At 29.5% G+C, this 22,997-nt stretch carries 21 protein-coding genes and 1 pseudogene; 7 read left to right on the top strand and 15 right to left on the bottom strand.

Features of this window, described 5'->3' with window-relative positions; all coding sequences use genetic code 11:
- The first annotated feature begins 5 nt into the window (after nt 1-5).
- Nucleotides 6-263 (top strand): zinc ribbon domain-containing protein, encoded by a 258-nt coding sequence (locus DY249_RS01065; RefSeq protein ID WP_101540213.1) that lies wholly within the window; start codon nt 6-8, stop codon nt 261-263.
- A 334-nt stretch (nt 264-597) separates the two neighbouring features.
- On the opposite strand, the gene DY249_RS01060 is transcribed toward DY249_RS01065, so the two are convergent.
- From DY249_RS01060 to DY249_RS01045, 4 genes are all read right to left on the bottom strand, one after another.
- The gene (locus DY249_RS01060) at nt 598-1,116 is read right to left on the bottom strand and encodes a peptidylprolyl isomerase (RefSeq protein WP_115594880.1); all 519 of its coding nucleotides are present in this window, start codon (nt 1,114-1,116) and stop codon (nt 598-600) included.
- Between the two features lie 64 nt (nt 1,117-1,180).
- Complete coding sequence (locus DY249_RS01055) at nt 1,181-1,960, bottom strand: hypothetical protein (protein ID WP_115594879.1); 780 nt, start codon at nt 1,958-1,960, stop codon at nt 1,181-1,183.
- Nucleotides 1,961-2,057: 97 nt separating this feature from the next.
- Nucleotides 2,058-3,464, bottom strand: a complete 1,407-nt coding sequence (locus DY249_RS01050) for a phospholipase D-like domain-containing protein (protein WP_172540040.1) — start codon at nt 3,462-3,464, stop codon at nt 2,058-2,060.
- Nucleotides 3,465-3,587: 123 nt separating this feature from the next.
- A complete protein-coding gene (locus DY249_RS01045; RefSeq protein WP_115594877.1) occupies nt 3,588-4,433 on the bottom strand; it encodes an aggregation-promoting factor C-terminal-like domain-containing protein in 846 nt (281 codons plus the stop codon).
- 428 nt (nt 4,434-4,861) lie between these two features.
- Between DY249_RS01045 and DY249_RS01040 the strand changes: the two genes are divergently transcribed.
- Genes DY249_RS01040 through DY249_RS01030 form a run of 3 tightly spaced genes read left to right on the top strand, consistent with a single transcriptional unit; the run spans nt 4,862 to nt 8,217 of the window.
- Nucleotides 4,862-5,899 (top strand): D-alanine--D-alanine ligase family protein, encoded by a 1,038-nt coding sequence (locus DY249_RS01040; RefSeq protein ID WP_115594876.1) that lies wholly within the window; start codon nt 4,862-4,864, stop codon nt 5,897-5,899.
- Nucleotides 5,896-7,275, top strand: a complete 1,380-nt coding sequence (locus tag DY249_RS01035) for a UDP-N-acetylmuramoyl-tripeptide--D-alanyl-D-alanine ligase (protein ID WP_101540219.1) — start codon at nt 5,896-5,898, stop codon at nt 7,273-7,275. Before DY249_RS01040 ends, DY249_RS01035 begins: the two co-directional genes overlap by 4 nt.
- 9 nt (nt 7,276-7,284) lie before the next feature.
- Nucleotides 7,285-8,217, top strand: a complete 933-nt coding sequence (locus DY249_RS01030) for a 1-phosphofructokinase family hexose kinase (RefSeq protein WP_101540220.1) — start codon at nt 7,285-7,287, stop codon at nt 8,215-8,217.
- Between the two features lie 633 nt (nt 8,218-8,850).
- Here the strand turns inward: DY249_RS01030 and DY249_RS09480 are convergent.
- From DY249_RS09480 to DY249_RS00985, 8 genes and pseudogenes are all read right to left on the bottom strand, one after another.
- Nucleotides 8,851-9,059, bottom strand: a pseudogene (locus tag DY249_RS09480) (IS3 family transposase); the annotation flags it as partial.
- 858 nt (nt 9,060-9,917) lie between these two features.
- Nucleotides 9,918-10,691 carry a uridine phosphorylase gene (gene udp / locus DY249_RS01015; protein ID WP_101540223.1) on the bottom strand — a complete coding sequence of 258 codons (774 nt, stop codon included), beginning with the start codon at nt 10,689-10,691 and terminating at the stop codon, nt 9,918-9,920.
- A gap of 26 nt (nt 10,692-10,717) precedes the next feature.
- The gene (locus DY249_RS01010; RefSeq protein ID WP_101540224.1) at nt 10,718-11,155 is read right to left on the bottom strand and encodes a deoxycytidylate deaminase; all 438 of its coding nucleotides are present in this window, start codon (nt 11,153-11,155) and stop codon (nt 10,718-10,720) included.
- A 17-nt stretch (nt 11,156-11,172) separates the two neighbouring features.
- Nucleotides 11,173-12,402, bottom strand: a complete 1,230-nt coding sequence (locus tag DY249_RS01005; RefSeq protein ID WP_115594874.1) for a hypothetical protein — start codon at nt 12,400-12,402, stop codon at nt 11,173-11,175.
- Nucleotides 12,402-13,265 (bottom strand): ATP-binding cassette domain-containing protein, encoded by an 864-nt coding sequence (locus tag DY249_RS01000; protein ID WP_115594873.1) that lies wholly within the window; start codon nt 13,263-13,265, stop codon nt 12,402-12,404. The genes DY249_RS01005 and DY249_RS01000 overlap by 1 nt, the downstream gene beginning before the upstream one ends.
- A complete protein-coding gene (locus DY249_RS00995; RefSeq protein ID WP_101540227.1) occupies nt 13,255-13,626 on the bottom strand; it encodes a GntR family transcriptional regulator in 372 nt (123 codons plus the stop codon). Before DY249_RS00995 ends, DY249_RS01000 begins: the two co-directional genes overlap by 11 nt.
- 122 nt (nt 13,627-13,748) lie before the next feature.
- Nucleotides 13,749-15,254, bottom strand: coding sequence for a PTS transporter subunit EIIC (locus DY249_RS00990; RefSeq protein ID WP_115594872.1), 1,506 nt, complete (start codon nt 15,252-15,254; stop codon nt 13,749-13,751).
- Between the two features lie 91 nt (nt 15,255-15,345).
- Nucleotides 15,346-16,938, bottom strand: a complete 1,593-nt coding sequence (locus tag DY249_RS00985) for a phospholipase D-like domain-containing protein (RefSeq protein ID WP_115594871.1) — start codon at nt 16,936-16,938, stop codon at nt 15,346-15,348.
- Nucleotides 16,939-17,020: 82 nt separating this feature from the next.
- On the opposite strand from DY249_RS00985, the gene DY249_RS00980 reads away from it, so the two are divergent.
- Genes DY249_RS00980 through DY249_RS00970 form a run of 3 tightly spaced genes read left to right on the top strand, consistent with a single transcriptional unit; the run spans nt 17,021 to nt 19,350 of the window.
- Nucleotides 17,021-17,812, top strand: a complete 792-nt coding sequence (locus DY249_RS00980) for a carbohydrate kinase family protein (protein WP_115594870.1) — start codon at nt 17,021-17,023, stop codon at nt 17,810-17,812.
- A complete protein-coding gene (locus tag DY249_RS00975) occupies nt 17,790-19,130 on the top strand; it encodes an MATE family efflux transporter (protein WP_115594869.1) in 1,341 nt (446 codons plus the stop codon). The genes DY249_RS00980 and DY249_RS00975 overlap by 23 nt, the downstream gene beginning before the upstream one ends.
- 7 nt (nt 19,131-19,137) lie before the next feature.
- The gene (locus DY249_RS00970) at nt 19,138-19,350 is read left to right on the top strand and encodes a hypothetical protein (RefSeq protein WP_115594868.1); all 213 of its coding nucleotides are present in this window, start codon (nt 19,138-19,140) and stop codon (nt 19,348-19,350) included.
- Between the two features lie 47 nt (nt 19,351-19,397).
- Here the strand turns inward: DY249_RS00970 and DY249_RS00965 are convergent, their stop codons facing one another.
- The 3 genes from DY249_RS00965 to htpG all read right to left on the bottom strand — a co-directional run bounded on the left by DY249_RS00965 (nt 19,398) and on the right by htpG (nt 22,966).
- A complete protein-coding gene (locus DY249_RS00965) occupies nt 19,398-19,637 on the bottom strand; it encodes a Veg family protein (protein ID WP_101540232.1) in 240 nt (79 codons plus the stop codon).
- Nucleotides 19,638-19,733: 96 nt separating this feature from the next.
- Nucleotides 19,734-21,116, bottom strand: coding sequence for an aminopeptidase (locus tag DY249_RS00960; protein ID WP_115594867.1), 1,383 nt, complete (start codon nt 21,114-21,116; stop codon nt 19,734-19,736).
- An 8-nt stretch (nt 21,117-21,124) separates the two neighbouring features.
- On the bottom strand, nt 21,125-22,966 hold the full coding sequence (gene htpG / locus DY249_RS00955) for a molecular chaperone HtpG (RefSeq protein ID WP_115594866.1): 1,842 nt from the start codon (nt 22,964-22,966) through the stop codon (nt 21,125-21,127).
- Nucleotides 22,967-22,997 lie beyond the last annotated feature (31 nt).

The following is a 22,997-nucleotide window of genomic DNA, read 5'->3' as shown; positions in this document are numbered from 1 at the left end:
GAAATATGGATTTAAAAACGTCTAAAAAAGTTACTACTATTATTTCAATAATTGCAGCACTTTTTCTAATAGTTCCAATGATTATGGGCCATGAGGAATTGGATATTTGGTTTTATTTGGCAATAATATTGCTAGTTATATCCTTTGCTATAAATTTGAAATATAGCAGATGTCCTCACTGTCATTCTTATTTAAGAGATATTCCAAAAGATAATGGATATTGCCCTTATTGCGGAAAATATTTATATGAATCCGAAAAATGATTATAAATTTATTTAGGAGGTGGTTAATATTTCTTATAAAAATGCTAGCAGGATAAATTTTACAATAGCTATACTGATATTAGTTCTTGTTATTTTACAAGTAACTTTATATGAATCAACTAATAAATTAATTGCAATTGCTACATTAATACTATTTATCACGACACTTATAATTTCAAAAAAGTATTATAACTGTCCTAATTGCAAATCTCATATTACAAGAGAGTCAGCATTTAAAAAAACTTGTCCACATTGCGGAGCAGAATTAAAATAAAAAAAGATGGTAAAGCACAAATTTGTACTTTACCATCTTTTTCTATTATTAAATTATCATTTACATTTTTTCTGGCTGTGGATATTCTTCACCAAAAGTATCTACCGTTACTTTTTTTATTTTTTGTTCTTCTTTTGGTCTATCTGATCTATCTGTTTTTGTTTGAGCGATTCTATCAACCACATCCATGCCCTCGATTACTTTACCAAAGGCTGCATAGTCACCATCTAGGTGTGGACTATCCTTATGCATGATAAAAAATTGGCTGCCTGCTGAGTCTGGCATCATTGATCTTGCCATCGATAAAACTCCAGCTTCATGGGCTAGGTCATTTTTGAAACCATTTGAAGTAAATTCGCCTTTGATTCCATAACCTGGTCCACCCATACCTGTTCCTTCAGGATCTCCCCCTTGGATCATAAATCCTTTTATAACTCTATGAAAGATTAGTCCATCATAAAAACCTTGATTTATAAGTGAAATAAAATTATTTACTGTATTTGGTGCTATTTCAGGATATAATTCTGCTTTTATTATATCTCCATTTTCCATTTCAAATGTCACTATTGGATTAGTCATATTTACCTCTTTCTTTTAATCTTGTGATATTTAATTTATATCCCAAAAACAATTAAAAGAAACATCAGTTATTGTTTTGCTTATCGTAGTTTTTATCTTTATCTCCAAGAGCAGCCGTATGGGTAAATACTGGATAGCCATCTATAAAAGCATCATCTAGACTCATTCTTCTTTGGTCAAATTCTTTTTTGCGATAATATTCTCTAACTATTTCTAAAAATAGTGCAGTATCAAAATCATTGACCACATCTGTAAAAGAAAATTTTTCTTTGAAATTATAATCATTTCTTACTGTTATTTTATTTTTCAAGGAATTGTACTTAATTTTTGATGAATCTATATATCTTTCTAAGTTAAAATGATCTTTTTTATCTACGAAATCAAATCTTTTTAATTGGTCGATTATAAAATATTTATCATAATCTTTATCGTGGATTTCTTTTAGGGTTTCTTTTACTTTTTTGTAGATTTTCTTTGTTTTTTCATCTTGGATTTGAACTATATCATCCTCAAAAACATTTTCTAAATCAGAAAAATAATCCTCATCAATCTTATTGACATTAAATTTGCTTACAGTTACTTTATCCAATGATTTTCTAATAAGTGGATCTATTTTTGTCCTAGAAACTCCTCCATTATCATTTACTTTTAAGCTATTTGTAGCAGTGTTTATTTCAATAACACTTCCCTCTTGCTCGTATTTAATATAAACACCTCTATATTCTACAGTTTCTAAGTTCAAAATAATAAGCACTTCACTTTCTTCATTAAAGAATAGTGTCTGAATTTTATTTTCATTGCAAAGTTTGTCTAGCTTATTTTTTATATTGTCAGCTGTGTTCATTCTTCCCCCTAGCATTTTATATACTGTTAGTATAGCTAGATTATATCATTCAATTGTAAAGTTCATGTAAAATTATACAAGGCTGATATTAACTAGCTTAAAAGAGAAATCTGAGGGGATAAAATAAGATTATAAACATAATTGATATAAATTTCTTTACAAAACTTGCCTTTGTTATTTTTTTGCCAGCTAAGTTAATCTTATCTCCGTTTTCTAAAACTTTGTTAGCATCTTTTTCGTAGAAACTAAATTCATCTTTGACTTTTTTAGAAAATTCCTCTCCTTCTATAACTAGCATTAGTTCTGTATCTATATATGTCGATCTCATATCCCAGTTAAAACTTCCTACAGCAGATAAGTTATCATCTATTGTAAATGCCTTGCCATGATAGGAAAAATCTTTTTCATTTTCCAAAAGATTTACACCTAAATTTTTGATTTTATTTTTATGAACTATATACTCTCCATTTCCAGCCGTGTTTACACCACTAGCTGGTGAATTGGTAAATAGTCTTGTAGGTACTTTTTTAGATATATCTTTTAGAGAATCATACATAAGTTTATTTCCTATAAAATATGGTGTATGTATGTCTACTGATTTATTAGCATTTTTCATTAGTTCTATAATTTGATAAAAGACTTGCGGCTCTTTGCTATAGACATTTATTGGATTTGCTATCAAATTTACTCTAGAAACTTTAATAAGAGTGTTTGGATAATCTCTATTTTTATAATTGTCAAGATTATTAATCTTATCATTTTCATAAATAGTTTTAAGATTGTCTAAAATTTCTTTATTTTTTCTATCATTTGCAAAAATTGCTGCCTTTTTTATATCCTTATTTCTTTGTCCATTATCATATATGTCATAAAAATATTTTTTAAGTTGACCTATAGCATCATTCTTGCTTCTTTTATCACAATAAAGCAAAACATCCCAATCATAGGTATATTTGCCTGTAGTTTGCATAAATCTATCAGCTATATTTCTACCACCGACAAAGGCTATTCCATCATCTACAATCATATATTTATCGTGCATCCTACCCATAAGCGACCGTGGTTTTAAAAGACTCATAGGATTATATATTTTCATATGCACATTGGGAAAACTATCTAAGGCTAAATAGTAGTTATTTTTACCCAAGTTCATAAAAAGAGTATTGCCATCTAAAATTATATCTATATCCACTCCTCTTTTTGCTGCAGCTACTAGGCTAGCCATAAATTTTTCTCCAGTATTATCTATCAAAAATCTATAGTTTGAAAGCATAATTTTATCTTGGGCGTTATCTATGGCTCTGATTTTCTCAATCCTAGCTTTATCATTTTCTCTAATTATTTGAGCATAAGTGCAAGATCCGTCTTTTTTATAAAACCTGCTTATATCAAAATCATTTTTAAATTTATTAGATACATTTTTTTGTCTTATATAAGGAAAACTTGAAAATACTACTATATATATTAAAAATCCAAGTAAAATTCTCAATATTTTAGTTTTCATAAAATCCTTCTCCATCTTAGATATTATTAATAAATAATACTTTAAATACTTTTTTTCACAAAAAAACTCCAAGGCAAAAACCTTGGAGTTTAATTTAATTTATATTTTATTATAAGCTAATTATTAATACCAACCATTAGCTGCCCAGAATTGTTGAGCACGTTCCCAAGAACCATATCTTTGAGAAACATAGTTATCAGCTGCTGCTTCTTGTTGAGCAGGACTTGCACCGTAAGGTACTAGTGATGGATTTAATTGGTATCTTCCGTAGTATCCACCATTTGCATTGTAAGCTGTGTATGAACCACCACTTTCTCTTTGTGCAATCCATTCTTTAGCCCAGCTTGAAGAAGCTTGAGATTGTTGTTGAGCTGGTTGTTGGTAAGTTTGTGTTCTTGTTTGTTGTTTTTGTGTTTGAGCTTGAGCTGCTTGATTGTTATTTGTAGCTTGTCTTTGTGTTTTAGCTTGAGCTGCTTGTGCTTTTTGGTTTTCAATTCTAGCTTGTCTAAATGATTCTAAAAGATCATGGTAAACATATCCTTCTTGATCATTTGCTTTTACTTTTACATAACCATTATCAGCAAGGCCAAGTACTTGTACTTCTGTACCTGATTTTAAAACTCCAATTACTTTAGAATTAAGATCAGCTCCGTCTCTAAAGTTTGCATCTGCGACTAATTTTGTATCATCTAGTACATGGAACCATCTAGAAACTACATAAGCTTCTTTTCCATTAAAGTCAATTTTTGCCCAATCTCCTTTATCTTCTAAAACTTCATAAGCTTTTTCATTATCATCAATTAGGCCGATTACATTATCACCTACTTTAGCTTCTGTTCTAACATTTACACCTTGTGCAAGGTTTTTATCAAGAGCTAGTTTGCTAGCTTCTGAATCCTTTGATCCAAATCCAATTGCTGTTGGAATTACTAATGCAGCTGCAATAGCATATTTTTTAAAGTTAATCATCTAATTATATCCTTTCATAGCCTTTATGGCTCTATTTTTCAATTTAAAATTTTATAGTTTGTAACAATAGTTACAAATTATTAACAGCTCGTTTTTACAAGAGTTATTATACAAGCCAATTGTGTAGATATTATGTGTATTTTGTTTTTTCTTTAACTTTTGATTTATATTGAAATTCCAATGCTTTAATTAGCTAGTTATAAGTTTTTGTCATAAATTTATCTAAGTAGGCTAATAAATATTTGTTAATTCTATATAATAATCTTGTAAAACTTTCATAAAAAATTCTACTGACGTTTTTAAATTGAGAATAATAAGTTACTATTTTGTTACAAATTTTATAATTAAATAATTTAATAGTTTTAAATTTGCCCCATTTTTTCATATGTAGTAAAATTTTATTAATTATAGAAGAAAGTGAGAAATAAATGATTAACGTTTTTCTACTTTGTGGAGGGCCTTCTAGTGAGCATGATATTTCACTTAGGAGTGCTTTAAACATAAGCAAAAGCTTAAATAAAAATAAATATGACACCAAATTAGTTTATATAAATAAAGAAGGATGCTTTTCAAAACCTTTTGATATTATAGAAACTAAAGACGAATTTGATTTAGTAAAAGATACCAATAAAAATATAGCTGGATCTATAGCAGAATTTTTACAAGTCTTAAAAGATTATAGTCCAGAAAATACAATTATTATCCCAGCCATTCACGGGACATACGGTGAAGATGGTACTATCCAAGGATTTTTAGATTGTATAAGATTTCCTTATATAGGCAATGGGTTGCTTTCCTCTGCCTTATGCATGGATAAGGTAACTACTAATGATATTTTCGAAAAAAATAATCTTAGCCAAGCAAAATATCTTTACACATATAAGGAAGGTTTTGATGATGAATTTATGCAAAGATGTATAGATGAAATCGACCTACCTTTAATAGTAAAACCATCTGCTAATGGTTCTTCTGTTGGAGTAAGCAAGGTTGAAAATAAGGATGAACTTAAAGAAGCTATAGCTGAAGCTTTAAAATACGATCAAAAGGTCTTGGTTGAAGAATTAATAGACGGTCAAGAAATAGAAATTGCTGTTATTGGTCAAGGAAATAATTTGGATGCTTCTGCTCCGGCAGCATATATTACAAATCATAAATTCTTAGACTATGATGCAAAATACTTTGATAGCAAAACTATAGCTCAAATTCCTTATGAAATGGAAGAATCTTACAAAAACAAAGCTAAAGAATTTGCTAAAGAATGCTACAGGGCTGCAGGCTGCGAAGGTTTTGCCCGTGTGGATATTTTCTATACTAAAGATCACAAATTCTTTATTAATGAAATAAATACTTTCCCAGGTTTTACACCTACTTCATTTTTCGCAAGACTTGCCATGGATATGTATGATGAATCATTTGATTATGTAATTGATAAATTAATTGAAGATGGTTTTAGGAGATTTAAATGATTAAAAGAACATTAGGTCAAATTGCAAATATGCTAGGAGGTGAAATTTCTGATCCTAGTAAAGAAAATATCTTCATTGAAGGGATTTCTACAGACTCTAGAACCATTAGCCCAGCTAACTTATACATTCCTTTAATTGGAGAAGTATTTGATGGCAGAATTTTTATAAAAGAGTGTGAAAATAAGGGTGCAGCTGCTTTTTTAATAAATAAGGATTATGAAATTAATAAAAACATTAATATTCCTTATATAATAGTAGATGATACATCAAAAGCTTTAAGAAATTTGGCAACAGCTTATCGAAATGAATTAGACATAAAAATAATAGGTATAACTGGTTCTAATGGTAAAACAACTACTAAAGATTTACTAGAATCTACATTAAAAGAAAAATACAAAGTTCAAAAAACAATGGGCAATTTAAATAATGAAATTGGTGTTCCAAAAACAATCCTATCTTTAGATGAGGATACTGAAATTGGAATTATTGAACTTGGTACAGATAATTTTGGTGATATCGCCCTAACAACACGTATAGCTCAACCAGATATAGCTGCAATTTTAAATATAGGTGATAGCCACCTTCATAATTTAAAAACACGTGAAGGTATTGCTAAGGCAAAAATGGAAATTACCGAGGGTCTTTCAGAAGATGGAATCTTTATTTATAATCTAGATGATCCAGTACTTAAAAAAATAGTTCCTAACTATGATTTAAAGCAAAAAGTCTTAACCTTTGCTAGTAGTGAAGATGCAGATTTTGTAATTACTCCAGTAAAAAATGATAGTTCTGGGGTAAAATTTAAACATGGAGATACAACTTTTTCAGTTCCACTTTTAGGTGATCATCAAATATATAATGGTGGTATAACAGCAATGATTGCCCAAATTTTAGACCTTAGTGATGATCAAATCAAAGATGGTCTACAAAAAGTAAAAGGTAGTCATAATAGGTCAGCTCTTTTAGAATTAAATGGATTTGATATTCTAGATGACTCATATAAATCAAATCCCCAAGCTCTATTAACAGGTTTAAATACAACTTATACCCTAAAAGGCTATAAGAATAAAATAGTGGTTTTAGGCGATATGTTAGAACTTGGAGAAAATGAAAAAAATCTCCACTACGAAGTCGGCAAAAAAATAGATCCAAATGAAATACATTTTGCTCTATTTTATGGGCCTCTTTCTTATGAAATGTATAAGGGAGCTATGGAAATTTTCCCAAAAAATCGTGTCTTTTACTTTGAAAATAAGGCTGATGTATGCGATAAGCTAAAACAATTAGTAACAAAATCAAGTCTGATTTTTGTAAAAGGAAGCCATGGTATGCACATGGAAGAAATAATAGAATGTGTTAGAACACTTAAAATTTAAGGAGTAATAATGATTTATACAGTAACCTTAAATCCTTCTATAGATTTGTTTGTTGGTCTAGACCAATTAAATTTAGGAGAACGCAATGATGTAAAAAGTGAGCGAATTTTACCAGGTGGTAAAGCTTTAAATGTATCAAGAGTACTTTCAGCTTTGAGAATACCTACTATTGCAACAGGGTTTGTAGGAGGATTTCAAGGACAATTTATAAAAGATTGGTTAGTAAATGAAGATATTATGACAGACTTTGTTGAGATGAAAGAAATAAATCGTACAAATGTCAAAATTTATGAAAATAAAAGAGAAACATATATTAGTTTCCCAGGGCCAAATATATCTTCAGATGAGGTAGACGAGCTTTTATACTATCTTTCTAGAGTTCGTGAAGGAGATACTATTATTTTTGGTGGTTCTGTGCCTCCTATGCAAGAAAATATGGATGAAGATATATATGATAGATTACTATCAGTTGCAAAAGCAAATGGAGCTGAATTTGTAGCAGATGTTCCTAGCCAATATCTAATAAATATGGTTAAAGAAAAACCTCTACTTATAAAACCAAATGGCTACGATATTATAAAAATATTTGATGCCAATATTAAAACAAAATTTGACTATATACCTTACGGAAAAAAATTATTAGAAATGGGAGCAAAAAACGTAATTATATCTTACGGTGCCCATGGTTCCATGTTATTTACAGAAGATAAAGTTTACGAATCAAACGAAATAGAAGATGGCAGAGAAATATTAAATACAAATGCCTGCCGTGATGCAATGATTGCTGGATTTTTAGCAAATATGGCAAAAAATAGTGATCCAGTAGCAGCATATCAAATGGCAGTAGCTGCAGCATCTGCTACAGCAAGAGTTATAGACTTACCAACTCGCGAACAAATAGTCACAATGCTTGATTATGTAGAAATCGAAGAAATAGAATAAAATTTAAGTATTTTAAATATTTTTATAAAATAAAGCATATACTAATTAGTCATATATGTAATAATATGTAATTTATTTTATTAAATTTTAAATATATTTTAGAAATATAAATTATTTATGGATGTATTAGTATATAACGTTTATATATAAATTTATTGGGTAATTAATTTAAAGTAGATTAATGTAGGTTCTAGTAGATGTAAAGTTATAATGACGGCTTCTGCGGAATTTCCAATAGATAGTTTAAATTCTATTAAGCATACTAAGATTAGGAAATGGTGATTATGTTATTGATGATATTTGAAATAGGTTTTATAATAGCTACTATTAGAGGATTTTTAATAATAAAAGACAAAAAAAATGGAAAAGAAATAAATGAATATTATATGAAGAAAATATTCACAATTATAGCTCTTATTTTTAGTATTTTAAATATATTTTTAATGATTAATTTAAACATAATATAAAATATATTACTTACGTAATTTTCGAAAAATAAAAGTTCACATTTTATGTCTATAAAAAGACGGGGTCTGTAAGGTGACCCCATAAAGTTGAACCTAATACCAGGGCTGGTAGTTATACTAGTTCTGGTATTTTATTATTCCTTTCCACCCATAGGGGTAGAATTTTTTATGCTGAACATTTTTTTCTATATTCTACTGGACTTAAATATCCTAACTTTTCTTTTATTCTATCTTCTTTGTCAATTTGTCTATGACTGATTTTAATTCTTCATATGACTTGAACTTGTTTTTGTAGTATATTTCTTGTTTTAGTATTCCAAAGAAGTTTTCCATAGGTGAATTATCTAGACAATTCCCTTTTTTTGACATGCTTTGTCTATGCTCATTGTTTCTAGTATTTTAGTCCGTTTAATGTTGATATGTAATCATTGCTCCGAGTGTATATTAGTTTACATATATCTTTTGTTTTATTTAATGCTTTTTCTAGCATTGTATTTGTTAATATAGTTGTTTGATGATTGCTTAATGTGTAGTTAATTATTTCACTGTTGTATATATCTAATATTAGTTATAGGTATAGCTTTTCTTTTTTACTTTTTTATCTGAATTCTGTTACATCTGTTGACCATAATTGATTTGGTTTATTAGCTGTAAATTATCTTTTTTACTAAATTACCTGCTACTTTGCCTATTTGTCCGTTGTATGATGAGTATTTTCTTGATCTAGTTTTAAATTTGGTGCATAGCAGGGATTCTTCTCTCATTATTATTAAAGATCTTTTATTATTGATATTAAATTCTTTATTTTTTAGTGTTAAAATTATTATCCTGTAGCCATCTTTTCTACGTGCTATTTCAACTATATTTAAATATCTACTTAAATAAAAATCGAGAAGTCTATTTAATCTTCCCGGTTTTTATTTATTTTGTTCTTATATGATTTCTAATTAAATATATCAAATAAACTAGCAGAGCTAATGTAAATACTCCAGTTATTTTTCTCTTAGCTACTTCAAATTTTTTTGCAAAAATACTGTAGATAGAAATAAATGATACGGCTATTATAAATACAATTATTACTATTACCCTACTTATTTTTCTCACTTTTGATATAGTCTTTGCATCTTATTCTTTATTTATGGCAATGTTAAAATATTTTCAAAAAAATTCCGTATATAATCCTTAAAAAAGCTGGTTTTAAGTATACTTTCTACTAAACCAGCTTTTTAAATATTATTTACTTTTATCTTTTTCGATTAGTTCTATTAATGCTTCTACAGCTACTTTTATAGCTACTTCCGTATCATGAACTACCGGATTTTCAAGTCCTTTTTTTTCTCTTTCCTGGTTAGCTACTACTAAAAAACAAGATCCTACTCTAACTTTTAGATAATTTGCAACTGTAAATAAGGCTGCAGACTCCATTTCGCTAGCAAGTGTACCCATTTTAAGCCAAGCTTGCCATTTATTTTCTAATTCATAAGAAACAGGTTTTTTTTCTGGCTCGTGTTGACCATAAAAACTATCTTTGCATTGAACAACTCCAATATGGCTTGTTTGATTTAATTTATCACTGGCATTTTTTAAAGCGTTTGTTACTTCAAAAGTACTTACTGCTGGAAATTCTATTGGTGCATATTCCTTACTGGTTCCCTCTGCCCTAATTGCAGCATTGGCGATAACTACATCTCCACTTTTTATATTTTCTTGCATACCACCACAGGTTCCTATACGTATAAAAGTATGAGCACCAATTTTTGTAAGTTCCTCCATGGCAATAGCTGCTGATGGTCCCCCTATGCCTGTAGAAGTTACGGATACTTTTTCACCATTTAAATATCCTGTATAAGTTACATATTCACGATTATCTCCGACTTTTTTTGCATCATCAAAATGAGCGGCTATTTTTTCACATCTTTGTGGATCTCCTGGAAGGATCACATATTTTCCTATATCTTCACTATCAACTCCAATATGATATTGTTTATTATCTTCACTATAGTGCATATTTACTCCTATTTAAGATTGTTATTTTATGGCAAATCAATCTTAATAAATTCTATATTATTGCGATTTAAAAGTTCTACTGCATATTCATCCATCCTGTAAGCTTCTTTATAATAAATCTTGCTTATACCAGCTTGTATTAAGCTTTTTGTGCAATTTAAGCAAGGAAAATGTGTTACATAGCAAATGCAATCTTTTACAGATATACCTTCTTTGGCACAGTATAAAAGTGCATTCATTTCTGCATGTATAGTTGCAATACAATGACCATCTCTCATAGTATGACCAATTTCATCGCAATGTGGGTTGCCTTTTATAGAACCGTTATACCCAGTTGTTACTATTCTATGGTCATTATTTACAATGACACAACCTACATAGGCTCTATCACAAGTTCCTCTTTGTGAAACTGTTACTGCTAAGTTCATGAAATATTCATCCCAAGTTAATCGATCTTTTGCCATATATCTCTCCTTAAAAACTAAAATTTAAGTCTTATCTTAAATAGAATATCAAATAGTTTTATGCTAATCAATAGACCTAGTGCATAAATTGCAATATCTATGATAATATTATTTGATCCTAGTATAGTATCAGAGAGTATTACATAAAATAAGCTTGTTAGACTTACTATTCCAAGTACTTTTACAATTTTTTCTACAGATGTTGATATAATCATATATCCAGATTTTTCTCCACCTAATTTTTGACTTACTAAATAAGCAAGTATTGCCCACAATATTGCTATGATCAAATATGCAAATTCACTTTGATAAAATGTTCTTGTATACAGGATAGACATAAATGGCTTAGCAAATAAAGATATATTATTAATAAATTTTTCATACCCTTGGTCCAAATTAACTATAGTATCTTGACTAAATACAGAAATAATGACTCTAATATTTTGCCAAATTAGCTCAATCCCCCCTACAGAAACTACCATCATTCCAATATGACCTAGGAAGTTTCCAGCAATCATGCCTGTAGAAACTATCATAATACTAGTAGCTAGCATTATCAAAATCATCTTTAACAATAAGCTTCCCATACTAGGTGGACTTACTATATTTGCTAAACTTGATGAAGTGAGAATTAGAGAACTTACTATAAAGTTTGCTAATAATACCAATAATCCGAGTCCAAATAATATTAATGCCTTCATCCAAACTTCATCACGTTTTTTCCATGGAAACATAGTTGAAAATTCATAGTATGGTAATGATTGTTCCAAAGATGTTATCAAAAATCCAATTACGCAAATAAAAAATAGTATTGGTGCAAATATATTTTTTAGATAATATTCTTCTCCTAAAGTTCTACTAGATAAAAATCTTTTTACTTGCTTATATTGAGAAGCTTGATCCATTAGCTCATAATCTATATCTGAATTATCATCCATATAAACACTTGGATAAAAATCTGATTCATCTTGGTCTGCAAACTTTATATTATATTTTTTTACAAATTTTTCAAAAATTTCATCAGACTTTTCTATATAATCTTTGTCGAACTTTTTACCAGCCCTAGGTGCTTCTACCTCTAAATTCCTAGCCATATTTGCTACACTGCTAGTTAAATATTCTTGGTACTGTTTCGTTTGCTCACGAGCTGATAAACCATTTATCATAAAGGTTAAAATTGCAAAAAGCCCAATCCATACAGAAAATCTTTTCCAAATCACCTTAAATAATTTTTTTAAATCATTCATTACTTAGCTCCTTCTTCCATATAGAAGTAATCTTCTACTTTCATCTCTAATCTGTCGTATTGTACAACTTCTGGAGATTTTAATAAGATTTCTAGATTTTTATCATCTAAATTTATTAAAATATTATAAACCCTTCCTATATGAGAAATAATTACTGATTTTTCTTTTATTTCTTCTGGTAATTCATCTTTAACAACTATTTGGAGTTTATTTATATTTTTATTTTCATCTGCATTTGTCGCTGCCAAATGACCATCTTTAGATAGATAATATATTTGATCACAAATACCGCTTAATCCTGCTAGTTCGTGACTAGAGGCAAAAACCGCACAATCTTTATCCCTTGCATCTAATAAATACTGGATAATTGCACGCTTATTTATAACGTCCATTCCATCTAAGATTTCATCTACCAATAAAACTTCTGCATTGGTAGATAATATTGAAATTAGTCCCAAAAGATTTTTCTCACCCTTAGAGAAATTTCTTACATTTTGGTCAATATCTAAATTGTATTTAGCAATTTCATCAAAGAAAAATTTCTCATCAAATTTTGGATATATAATTTTATAAAAACCCGGTATATCCTTTAACTTATCATAGTTAAAATAATCAAATCTATCTGGCATATAAGCAACTTTTTCAATTGTTTTTGGATTAACTGTCAAAGAGTTGCCATCTATTTTGAATTTGCCACTATCAGCATTGTAAATACCAGCTAATATTTTTAGTAAAGTTGTTTTTCCAGATCCATTTCTACCAACCAGTCCTGTAATATTTCCTTTTTCTAAATTTAGGCTAACATCTTTTAAAACTTTTTTATTATCAAAACTCTTATTTATATTGATTGCCTCAACGATCATTATAATCACCTGCCTTTTCATACATAGCAATAATTTCATCAAGGGTAATACCTAGATATCTTGCCTCTATTAAGTCATCTTGTAATTTTTTACTCATTTCTTTAATTCTTTCACTAATTTTGCTATCATCAAAAGAAATAAAAGTACCTATTCCAGCCTTTGTTTCAATAATTCCCTGCTTATCCAGCTCTTTAAATGCCTTGGAAACTGTTGCTTGGTTAATTAAAAGTTCACGAGATAGTTCTCTTACAGATGGGTACTTATCTCCATTTCTAAAATAACCTTTTGCAATAGCAAGTTTCGTTTGCTCTACAATTTGCATATAAAGAGGTGTATCAGAGTTTGGGTTTAATTCAAACACAATTTACCTCCTAGTAAGTGTTATGCATTTCACCATACACTAATATAATTATAGCACCCTTCTAATTTTTTGCAAATAAAAACCACATTTATTATTAATAATGTGGTTAAAAATTTATTTTATCAATCATCTCTTCCTAAAATTTCATTTATTTTAGAAGAATATATATTAGCCTTACTTCCAAATACAGCTTGTATACCATTTTCAACTTCTAAGACTGCTGTTGCTCCTAAATTTTTAAGTAACTCTTGGTCTATTTTTTCTTTATCTTTTACAGTAACCCTAAGTCTAGTTGCACAAGCTGTCACATATTCTATATTTTCTTGATTACCTAGAGCATCAATAATTTGTATGGATTTATTTTCCAAATCAGAATTATTATCACTTACTATATTTTCTTTTTTATTTCCTTCTTCTACTTGCATACCTGGTATAGCTATTTTAAATTTGCTTACTAGGCTTCTAAATAAGAAATAATAAAGAATAGCCCATATTATTCCTATAGGTATAACTCTTATCCAATTTGTTTTTGCATTTCCTTGTAAAGGACCAAATAAGATAAAATCTATAAGTCCTCCAGAAAAAGTATTTCCAACTCTGATATTAAACAAATCAGCCAAAAAGAAAGAAAGTCCATCAAAAAATGCGTGTATTACATATAACCAAGGAGCAGCAAATAGAAATGAAAACTCTATAGGCTCAGTAATTCCTGTTAAAAAAGAAGTCAAAGCTGCACTTACATAAAAGCCCTTATTTTTCGCCCTATTTTCTTTTGGAATTGAATGGTACATACCAAGGCATGCTGCAGGTAAGCCAAAGATCATAGTATCAAATCTACCTGCAAAAAATCTTGTCCCTCTTGTATAAAGTCCAACATGATTTGGATCCGCTAACTGGGCAAAGTAAATATTTTGTGCACCAGAAATCATTTCTCCTGCTACCTTTTCACTTCCACCTAAGGATGTATACCAGAATAAGGGATAAATAGTGTGGTGAAGACCAACTGCTCCTGTTAATCTTAAAAAGAATCCATAAAAGAATGATCCAACAGTTCCAAGATTTGCAATCCATTTACCTACTATTTCTAAACCATTTTGTATAGGTGGCCAAATAATATAAAATGCAATAGCTATTAAAATTGCAGTTAATGCTGAAATTATTGGTACAAATCTATTACCACCAAAAAATCCCAAAAATTCTGGTAGTTGTTTTTGTCGATACTTGTTATGTAGTCTAGTAACTATTAGCCCTATTACAAGAGCTCCCAACACTCCTGTATCAATACTTGCATCTTCTGCAGAAAATTTTTCAAGTAAAACTGCAATAGTTCCTGCAAAAACAAGATAAGCTACTGCCGCAGAAAGTCCAGCTGTACCCTTATCCCTATCTGCAAGTCCAACTGCCACACCGATAGTAAAAATTAGGGGTAAATTTGTAAAAACAGCATTTCCTGCTGCAGACATTATAGAAAATAAAGTTTGTAACCAACTAACACCCAAAAATGGAAAAGCTGAAATGGCAGCATCATTTGAAAGGGCAGCACCCAAACCTAAAAGCAAACCTGCAACAGGTAAAATTGCTATGGGCAACATGAAAGCTTGTCCTAACCTAGAAAATTTTTTAAACATACTCTCTCCTTATATATATTAAATATTATTTATTATATCATTTGACTAATATTCTGAAAATTAAAAAAGAGCACAATTTGTACTCTTTTTATTAAAATAAGGTTGCAAATGGTTTAGCAATCTTTCCAACTGCTTTTGTATGTAGGGGAATATTTTCTACATCTTCCATACTGACTCTAGTCGCTATATTGAAAAATACATCAAAATCACTTTTTATTTCTACTAGAGCTTCTGTATCTTTCATCCATACTCCACACTCAAAATTTAAATAAAGGGCTCTATAGTCTAGGTTTATAGTTCCTACAAATCCATAGCTATCATCAGATAGCCAAACTTTAGAGTGGGCAAAACCTGGTGTGTATTCAAAAATTTTCACTCCATTGTCAACAAGAGTCTTATAGTGGGTTTTTGCCAGTGCAAAAGCTATTTTTTTATCTGGTATGTGTGGTAAGCAAATTCTAACATCTACTCCTCTTTTTGCTGCATTTACAAAAGCGTTTACAATTTCATCCTCAACTATAAAATAAGGAGTCATAATGTATACATAGTCTTTGGCATTATTTAAAAAAGAAAGTATAGAATTTTTGCCATAATCTTCCATATCCATAGGACTATCAGAAAATGGTAAGGCTAGTCCTTGACCATCCATAGCCATTTTTCTTTGTAAATAAGGACTAAAATCTTCTATCTGATCACCGATTGAATTCCACATTTGTAAAAACATTATTGTAAAGGACTCAGTGGCTTCTCCTTTTAAACGAATACCACAATCTTTCCAATGGCCAAACCTTTCAAAAACATTTATGTATTCATCTGCTAGATTTATGCCACCTGTAAAGGCATATTCATTATCAATTACAAAAATTTTCCTATGATCACGGTTGTTATAATAAGTAGAAATAATTGGATATAGGGGCGAAAATACCTTGCATTTTATGCCCATAGATTCCATTTCACTTGGAAAATTTAACTTCACTCTAGTAAGTAAATTTGTCCCGTCTATTAGAAGTCTAACCTCTACACCTTCTTCAACTTTTTTTACAAGTTCCTCTAAAATTGTTCCCCACATATAGCCGTAATCAATTATGAATATTTCTATAAATATAAAATCCTTAGCACCTTTTATAGCATTTAATAAGTCATTAAAAATATCTTCACCTACCGGATAATACTTACTGGCAGTATTTTCATACAGGGTAAAGCCTCCTAAATCATAAAAATAATTTTGCATATTATAAAGACCTGGTTCATCTTCTTTTAGATTGTCAATCATATCTATATCTCTATGGTGATATTTTCTAGATATTTTTTCTATTTCCAAAATCTTTTTTTGCTCTTTTTTATAGCCTATACTAAAATATGCCAGAAAAAATACTATGGTTGCAAATGATGGCATAATGGCTATTAATATAAACCATGATAGCTTAAAGGATGACCTTATAGAATCCATATTTAAAATTACAAGCATAATAACTATTGTTAAAACTGTATCCCCACTTATTAGAAAAGAAGGATCGACTTTTAAGTGTTTATAAAGATAGATCATAGCCGCAATTTGTAGCAAAATTAATAAAGCAAATACTCCTGCCCTTGAAAAAAATAAAGATATGATAGATTTCTTAGTTTTTTTCACATACTTATTTTTATTAACTTTTTCTATAATATTAAAACGATCGTCACTCATATTTTTATTATAGCAAATTTTACGATTTTAGTTAATTGACAAAAGGCTTATAATTAATATCATATTAAGTAAGGAGTTAGTAATGAGTAAAATTCTTTTATTTTGTGATTTTGTATCCAAAGGCAAAATTGCTGGTAATATTATGGAGCCAGTTTTGACATATAGTGGCAATGACGCTTTTTTCTTACCTTCTGCATTAATTTCAAATAATTTCTCTTTAGGAAACGTAGCTATTTTTGATACAACAGATCATATAAAAAATAGTTTAAAAGTCTGGGATGAGCTAGGCTTAAATTTTGATTTAATTTTTATAGGTTTTATAAACAATATTGAGCAAAAAAATATTATAGTAAAATACATAGAAAGTTTAGAAAAAAAACCCATAGTAATATTAGATCCAGTTATGGGAGATGATGGAAAGCTATATCCTAGCGTCAGCCAAGAAAAAATAAATATATATAAAGAACTTTTATCAATAGCGGATATTTGCATGTCAAATATTACAGAAGCCAATTTCTTAGGCCTTGATAATTATAAGAATCTAGCAACTTCTAATAAAAAATATACTATTACAAGTCTAAATGATAACAATGGTTTTTATAATATAGCTATAGATGATAGTATATCCAAAAATTACTACAACAGAATTGACCATGATTTTGCTGGTACTGGTGATCTATTAGATGCACTTTTTATAAATTATTATCTAAAAACAAATGATTTTATCAAAGCTAATAAACTAGCTATGACAAAAATCTATGAAATTTTAGCAAATAATGTAAATGATTTTCCAGATGAAATAGATATTTACATAGAAAAATACTTGCAATTAATAGAAAGCGGAGGAAGTTTTGCAGGAAAAAAAATATTATAAAAGAGCCTTGGCTCTAGCTTGGCCTGCTGTATTTGAATCTTTTTTTATAGCACTAGCAGGAATCATAGATACATTTATGATTTCATCGCTAGGGCCAGAAGCTATTGCCGCAATAGGGCTTACGACTCAGCCCAAATTTTTGGCAATTACATCTTTTTTTGCCATATCTAGTGCTGTTTCTGCTCTAGTAGCTAGAAGGCAGGGCGAAGATAATCGTAGAAAGGCAAATCAAACTTTGATGACAGCCTTATTAATCTCACTGATTTTTGTTGTCATCACCACAATTTTGATGGTTAGATTTTCAGATCCTATTTTAGTTTTTACAGGCAGTGATGCTAGCACCCACCAAATGGCCAAAGAATATTTTAATGTTATTATGATAGGTCTTATATTTAATGCTATTTCAATGATTATAAATGCAGCTCATAGGGGAGCTGGCAATACTAGAATAGCATTTATTACTAATCTGGTATCTTCTCTTGTAAATATATTTTTCAACTACCTACTTATTGAAGGAAGATTTGGTTTTCCAGAACTTGGTACAAAAGGAGCAGCTATAGCAACTGTAATAGGTACTGCAGTTTCTTCTATAATGTGCTTTCATTCACTAAGAAAAAAAAGATCCTATCTTAATCTAAAAGAAATGGCCTACAGTGGCATAAGAATCAGTAAAACAATCTCTAAAGAAATATCCAATCTGGGAATAAATATTTTTATAGAGATAATGTCTATGAGGATAGGATTTTTTATAACAGCTCTTACTGCAGCAAGACTTGGTACTGATTATTTTGCAGTTCACAATGTAGGTATGAACTTACTTTCACTTTCATTTTCCCTAGGAGATGGTATGAGTGTAGCAGTAATTACCTTAACAGGAAATAACTTAGGAGCGGGACGTAAGGATGAGGCTATAAAGTATGGTAAAGTTTGCCAGCAAATTGGTCTTGTAATGGGTTTGTTAATTTCCTTGATATTTATAATATTTGGTAGACAAATATTTAGCCTATTTTTTGATGATATAAATATAATAAAAAAATGTGATATAGTAATTAGATATATTGGGATTATAGTTATTTTCCAAATATTACAAGTAATCTATGGTGGTTCTTTAAGATCAGCTGGAGATGTTAGATATACCTTATTTGTAGCAATATTATCAGTAACAATAGTAAGGTCAGTTGCTACACTATTAATGGTAAATGTCTTAAAATTAGGATTAGATGGTATATGGATAGCTATTTTAGCTGACCAAGCAAGTAGGTTTATAGGACTAAGACATAGATTTAAAAAAGGTAAATGGGTTGATTTAAAAATTTAGAGGTAAAATGAAAAAAATTAATAAAATGCTACTATCAACTTTTATAATGCTTGTTGCTTTTTCTGGATGCGAAAAAAAGAAAGAAAAAGTAGAACCTACAGAAACTACAACTACTATTATAGAAGTGGATAAAGATAAAGATAAAGATAAAGATAATAACAACGATAATGAAAATGATGACGAAAATGTTGAAGATGAAATAGATAATACTGACAACTAAGAAGATAATTAAAAAAAAAACTGATTGGTAAAATCCAATCAGTTTTTTTACTCTGCAGAGATTAACTCTACAGTTGATGTTAATATATCTGAATATGAATATGATACCGTGCGTTCAACATCAAAATCATTATTAACTTTTACAGTGAAGACACTTGGAAATGCATCTACAATGACACCTGTTTTAGTTTTTATACGCTTACGCCCCATATCAGCTTTTAGAATAACTTCTTTACCGATATTTCTCTTCACATCTTGCCTGATGTCATTAACTGATCTTTGCTCCATTATATCATCCTCTCATTAAATGCTAAAATATATTATACGATGATACATGTCAAAAGTCAAGCAAGCGTAATATTATACTAAAAGAATAATACTATGTCAAATATTTTTATAAAAAGATTTGTAAGCTAAAATTGTTTCATATAAATCCGCTTTGCTTACTAATTCTGTTGGAGCATGCATAGATATAACTGGTGTACCACAATCGACAACATCCATGCCATATTCAGCAAGTATAAAGGCAATTGTTCCGCCACCACCTGCATCAACTGCACCTAGTTCGCCAGTTTGGTAAATTACCTTATCTTTTTCAAATGCTAATCTTATTTCAGATAAATATTCTGCATTGGCATCATTAGATCCACCTTTTCCACCACTACCTGTGTATTTAGTAAGGGCAACTCCACAACCAAATTGAGCTGCATTATCTATTTCTGATACATCTTTAAAGTTTGGATCATAGGCCATAGTTACATCTGCAGAAAGCACTTTTGAATTTGCTAGAGATCTTTTTAGACTAATCAAATTTACTTTTTCTTCTATATTTAATAGTTCTAAGACTGCATTTTCGAAAAATTGAGAGGTCATTGCTGTAGCACCACGAGAGCCTATCTCTTCTTTATCTACAAATAGTGCTACTGATGTTTTTGCTGGGTCTTCTATTTTTAAAATCGCATTTAATGCACTATATGCACAAACTCTATCATCTTGACCATGAGCAATAATCATAGAATTATCTAATCCTGCGTTACGGGCTTTAATAGCTGGCACCACTTCAAATTCTGCTGTGATAAAATCTTCTTCTTCTATGCCATATTTTTCATTGAGGATTTTTAAAATATTTTTCTTAACCGGATTATCTTCTTCATCAGCTAATGGTATAGATCCTACAATTACTTTTAATTGCTCACCTTCTATTACTTCATTGGCGGATTTTTGCATCATTTTTTTAGATAAGTGAATTAGTAATTCTGAGATTGTAAATACTGGTTCATCATCATTTTCTCCAATAGCTACTTCTATTTTTTCTCCATTTTTATTAAAAACTACACCATGCAAGGCTAATGGAATTGTTGTCCATTGATATTTTTTAATTCCACCATAATAATGAGTTTTAAAATATGCGATTTGTGTATCTTCAGAAAGAGGAACCGGCTTTAAATCTAGTCTTGGAGAATCAGTATGAGCTCCTACTATGCTCATACCTTTTTCTAAATCTTCACTTCCTATTACAAATAAAGCCACAGCCTTATTTTTATTTACTGTATAAACTTTGTCACCAGCTTTTATAGAATTATTATTTATTTTTTCTTCAAGATTCACAAAACCAGCTGCTTGTGCCCTTTTTATAATTTCATTTGTAGCAAGCCTTTCTGTTTTTGCCACATTTAAAAAATCTATATAATCTTTTGAAATTTCTTCTAATTCGTTTTTTTGCTGATCATCAATGTTTAGCCAAACATTTTTTCTTTTATATTCCATATTATCCTCTAGATTAATTTCCAAATATTTTTTGTATAGGATACTGGATCTTCTATTTCTAGACCTTCTATTAGTTTTGCTTGATCTAGTAGTAAATTTACAATTTCATTTTTATTTTCATCATCTTTTGCATTTTCTAAAAGTTCATAAGCCTTAGAGTTTTTATTAATTTCTAGAACTTTTTCTGCTTTTATAGCTGGACCTTGAGGATTATTTTTTAGAGCTTTTTCCATTTCTATAGAAATATCCCCTCTTTGCTTAATCATTGCTGGGATATCGCCCATTTTTTCGTTAAATTTGATATCTACAACATCATCTGGTAGATTTTCTAAAAGTTTTCCTACTAAATCTTTTTGATCTTCATTTTCAACTTCACTGTCATCTTCTTCTGCTAATGATTTAAAGCTTAATCCATCATATTCTTCTAGCATTTTTATTAAAAATTCATCTATTGCTTCATCTAGCAATAATACATCGCTATCTTCATCTACCATAGCTAGGGCTGGTGAATTTTTAATCTTTTCTAGAGAATCTCCTGTAGCATATAAGATATTTTCCTCACTTGATTTTGCATTTTCTTTATACTCTCTTAAAGATATAAGTTTGTCTTCATTTTTAGAATGAAAAAGTAATAAATCTTGTAATTCTTCTTTGTTTGAGCCGTAGGCTTCATAGATTGCAACTTTTATATTGTTTCCAAACTCTTTAAAGAATTCACTATACTTTTCAGGTTCATTTTTTTGTAAGTCTAATAAGTGTTTGTTGATTTTTTTGTTAATTTGCTTGGATATTACTCTTAATTGCCTATCTTGTTGTAGCGTTTCTCTTGAAATATTTAAAGTTAAATCATCACTTTCTACAACACCTTTAGCAAATGAATAAGCATCATGTAATAAATCTTCACTGCGTTCCATAATTTTTACACCGTGGGTGTATAATTGCAAGCCTTTTTGATAATCTTTTGAATAATAATCAAATGGTGCTTTTTTAGGAATGTAGATTAGTGCTTTAAATTGAACTGCCCCCTCTACCTTAAAATGAATCCATGATAGTGGTTCATCAAAGCCAAAATGTTGATCTTGGTAGAAATTAATGTAGTCTTCATCAGCTAAATCACTTTTATTTTTCTTCCAAATTGGTGTTTCAGAATTTAAAACATCTAACTCTTTATAGTCTTCATATTTTGGGTCTTCTTCTGTGCTATCTTCAGCAAGCCTTGTTTTTGTAACTTCCATTTTGATTGGATAGCGGATGTAGTTTGAATATTTATTTACTAAATTTTTAATTTTAAACTGATCTAGATATTCATCAAAATTTTCATCTTCTGTATTTTCCTTTAAGAAAAGTGTGATTGCTGTACCATTATCTTCTTGATCAGTTTCTGATATTTCAAAGCCATCAGCATTTTCACTTTCCCATATATATCCAGTATCTGATCCATATTTCTTAGTTTTAACTATAACCTTATCAGCAACCATAAAAGCAGAATAAAATCCTACACCAAATTGACCAATCAAGTCTTTTATATCAGAATTTTCTACAGATTTTTTAAAACTATCTGTACCTGATTTAGCAATAGTTCCTAGATTTTCAACTAATTCATTTTCATCCATACCTATACCAGTATCTTTTATGGTTAAAGTACGATTTTCTCTATCTGGAATGATTTGTATATAATAATCATCTTTATTTGTTTCACTATCTGATTTTAAATCTTTATAATATAGCTTATCCAAAGCGTCAGATGCATTTGAAATTAATTCTCTTAGGAAAATCTCTTTATTTGTGTATATGGAATTAATCATCAAATCCATGACTTTTTGGGCTTCAGCTTTAAATTCTTGTTTCATTTTTCCTCCTTAGCACTCTAGTAGTCTAACT

Source organism: Anaerococcus octavius, from assembly GCF_900445265.1.
Classification (GTDB): Bacteria; Bacillota; Clostridia; order Tissierellales; family Peptoniphilaceae; genus Anaerococcus; species Anaerococcus octavius.
The sequence above is the reverse complement of the archived record's forward strand: the minus strand, read 5'-3'. Positions and strand labels throughout refer to the sequence as shown.

Excerpts from the sequence above, each read along its gene's own strand:
- DY249_RS01065 (WP_101540213.1), top strand. The coding sequence starts at position 6 with ATGGATTTAAAAACGTCTAAAAAAGTTACTACTATTATTTCAATAATT.
- DY249_RS01060 (WP_115594880.1), bottom strand. The coding sequence starts at position 1,116 with ATGACTAATCCAATAGTGACATTTGAAATGGAAAATGGAGATATAATA.
- DY249_RS01055 (WP_115594879.1), bottom strand. The coding sequence starts at position 1,960 with ATGAACACAGCTGACAATATAAAAAATAAGCTAGACAAACTTTGCAAT.
- DY249_RS01050 (WP_172540040.1), bottom strand. The coding sequence starts at position 3,464 with ATGAAAACTAAAATATTGAGAATTTTACTTGGATTTTTAATATATATA.
- DY249_RS01045 (WP_115594877.1), bottom strand. The coding sequence starts at position 4,433 with ATGATTAACTTTAAAAAATATGCTATTGCAGCTGCATTAGTAATTCCA.
- DY249_RS01040 (WP_115594876.1), top strand. The coding sequence starts at position 4,862 with ATGATTAACGTTTTTCTACTTTGTGGAGGGCCTTCTAGTGAGCATGAT.
- DY249_RS01035 (WP_101540219.1), top strand. The coding sequence starts at position 5,896 with ATGATTAAAAGAACATTAGGTCAAATTGCAAATATGCTAGGAGGTGAA.
- DY249_RS01030 (WP_101540220.1), top strand. The coding sequence starts at position 7,285 with ATGATTTATACAGTAACCTTAAATCCTTCTATAGATTTGTTTGTTGGT.
- udp (WP_101540223.1), bottom strand. The coding sequence starts at position 10,691 with ATGCACTATAGTGAAGATAATAAACAATATCATATTGGAGTTGATAGT.
- DY249_RS01010 (WP_101540224.1), bottom strand. The coding sequence starts at position 11,155 with ATGGCAAAAGATCGATTAACTTGGGATGAATATTTCATGAACTTAGCA.
- DY249_RS01005 (WP_115594874.1), bottom strand. The coding sequence starts at position 12,402 with ATGAATGATTTAAAAAAATTATTTAAGGTGATTTGGAAAAGATTTTCT.
- DY249_RS01000 (WP_115594873.1), bottom strand. The coding sequence starts at position 13,265 with ATGATCGTTGAGGCAATCAATATAAATAAGAGTTTTGATAATAAAAAA.
- DY249_RS00990 (WP_115594872.1), bottom strand. The coding sequence starts at position 15,254 with ATGTTTAAAAAATTTTCTAGGTTAGGACAAGCTTTCATGTTGCCCATA.
- DY249_RS00985 (WP_115594871.1), bottom strand. The coding sequence starts at position 16,938 with ATGAGTGACGATCGTTTTAATATTATAGAAAAAGTTAATAAAAATAAG.
- DY249_RS00980 (WP_115594870.1), top strand. The coding sequence starts at position 17,021 with ATGAGTAAAATTCTTTTATTTTGTGATTTTGTATCCAAAGGCAAAATT.
- DY249_RS00970 (WP_115594868.1), top strand. The coding sequence starts at position 19,138 with ATGAAAAAAATTAATAAAATGCTACTATCAACTTTTATAATGCTTGTT.
- DY249_RS00965 (WP_101540232.1), bottom strand. The coding sequence starts at position 19,637 with ATGGAGCAAAGATCAGTTAATGACATCAGGCAAGATGTGAAGAGAAAT.
- DY249_RS00960 (WP_115594867.1), bottom strand. The coding sequence starts at position 21,116 with ATGGAATATAAAAGAAAAAATGTTTGGCTAAACATTGATGATCAGCAA.
- htpG (WP_115594866.1), bottom strand. The coding sequence starts at position 22,966 with ATGAAACAAGAATTTAAAGCTGAAGCCCAAAAAGTCATGGATTTGATG.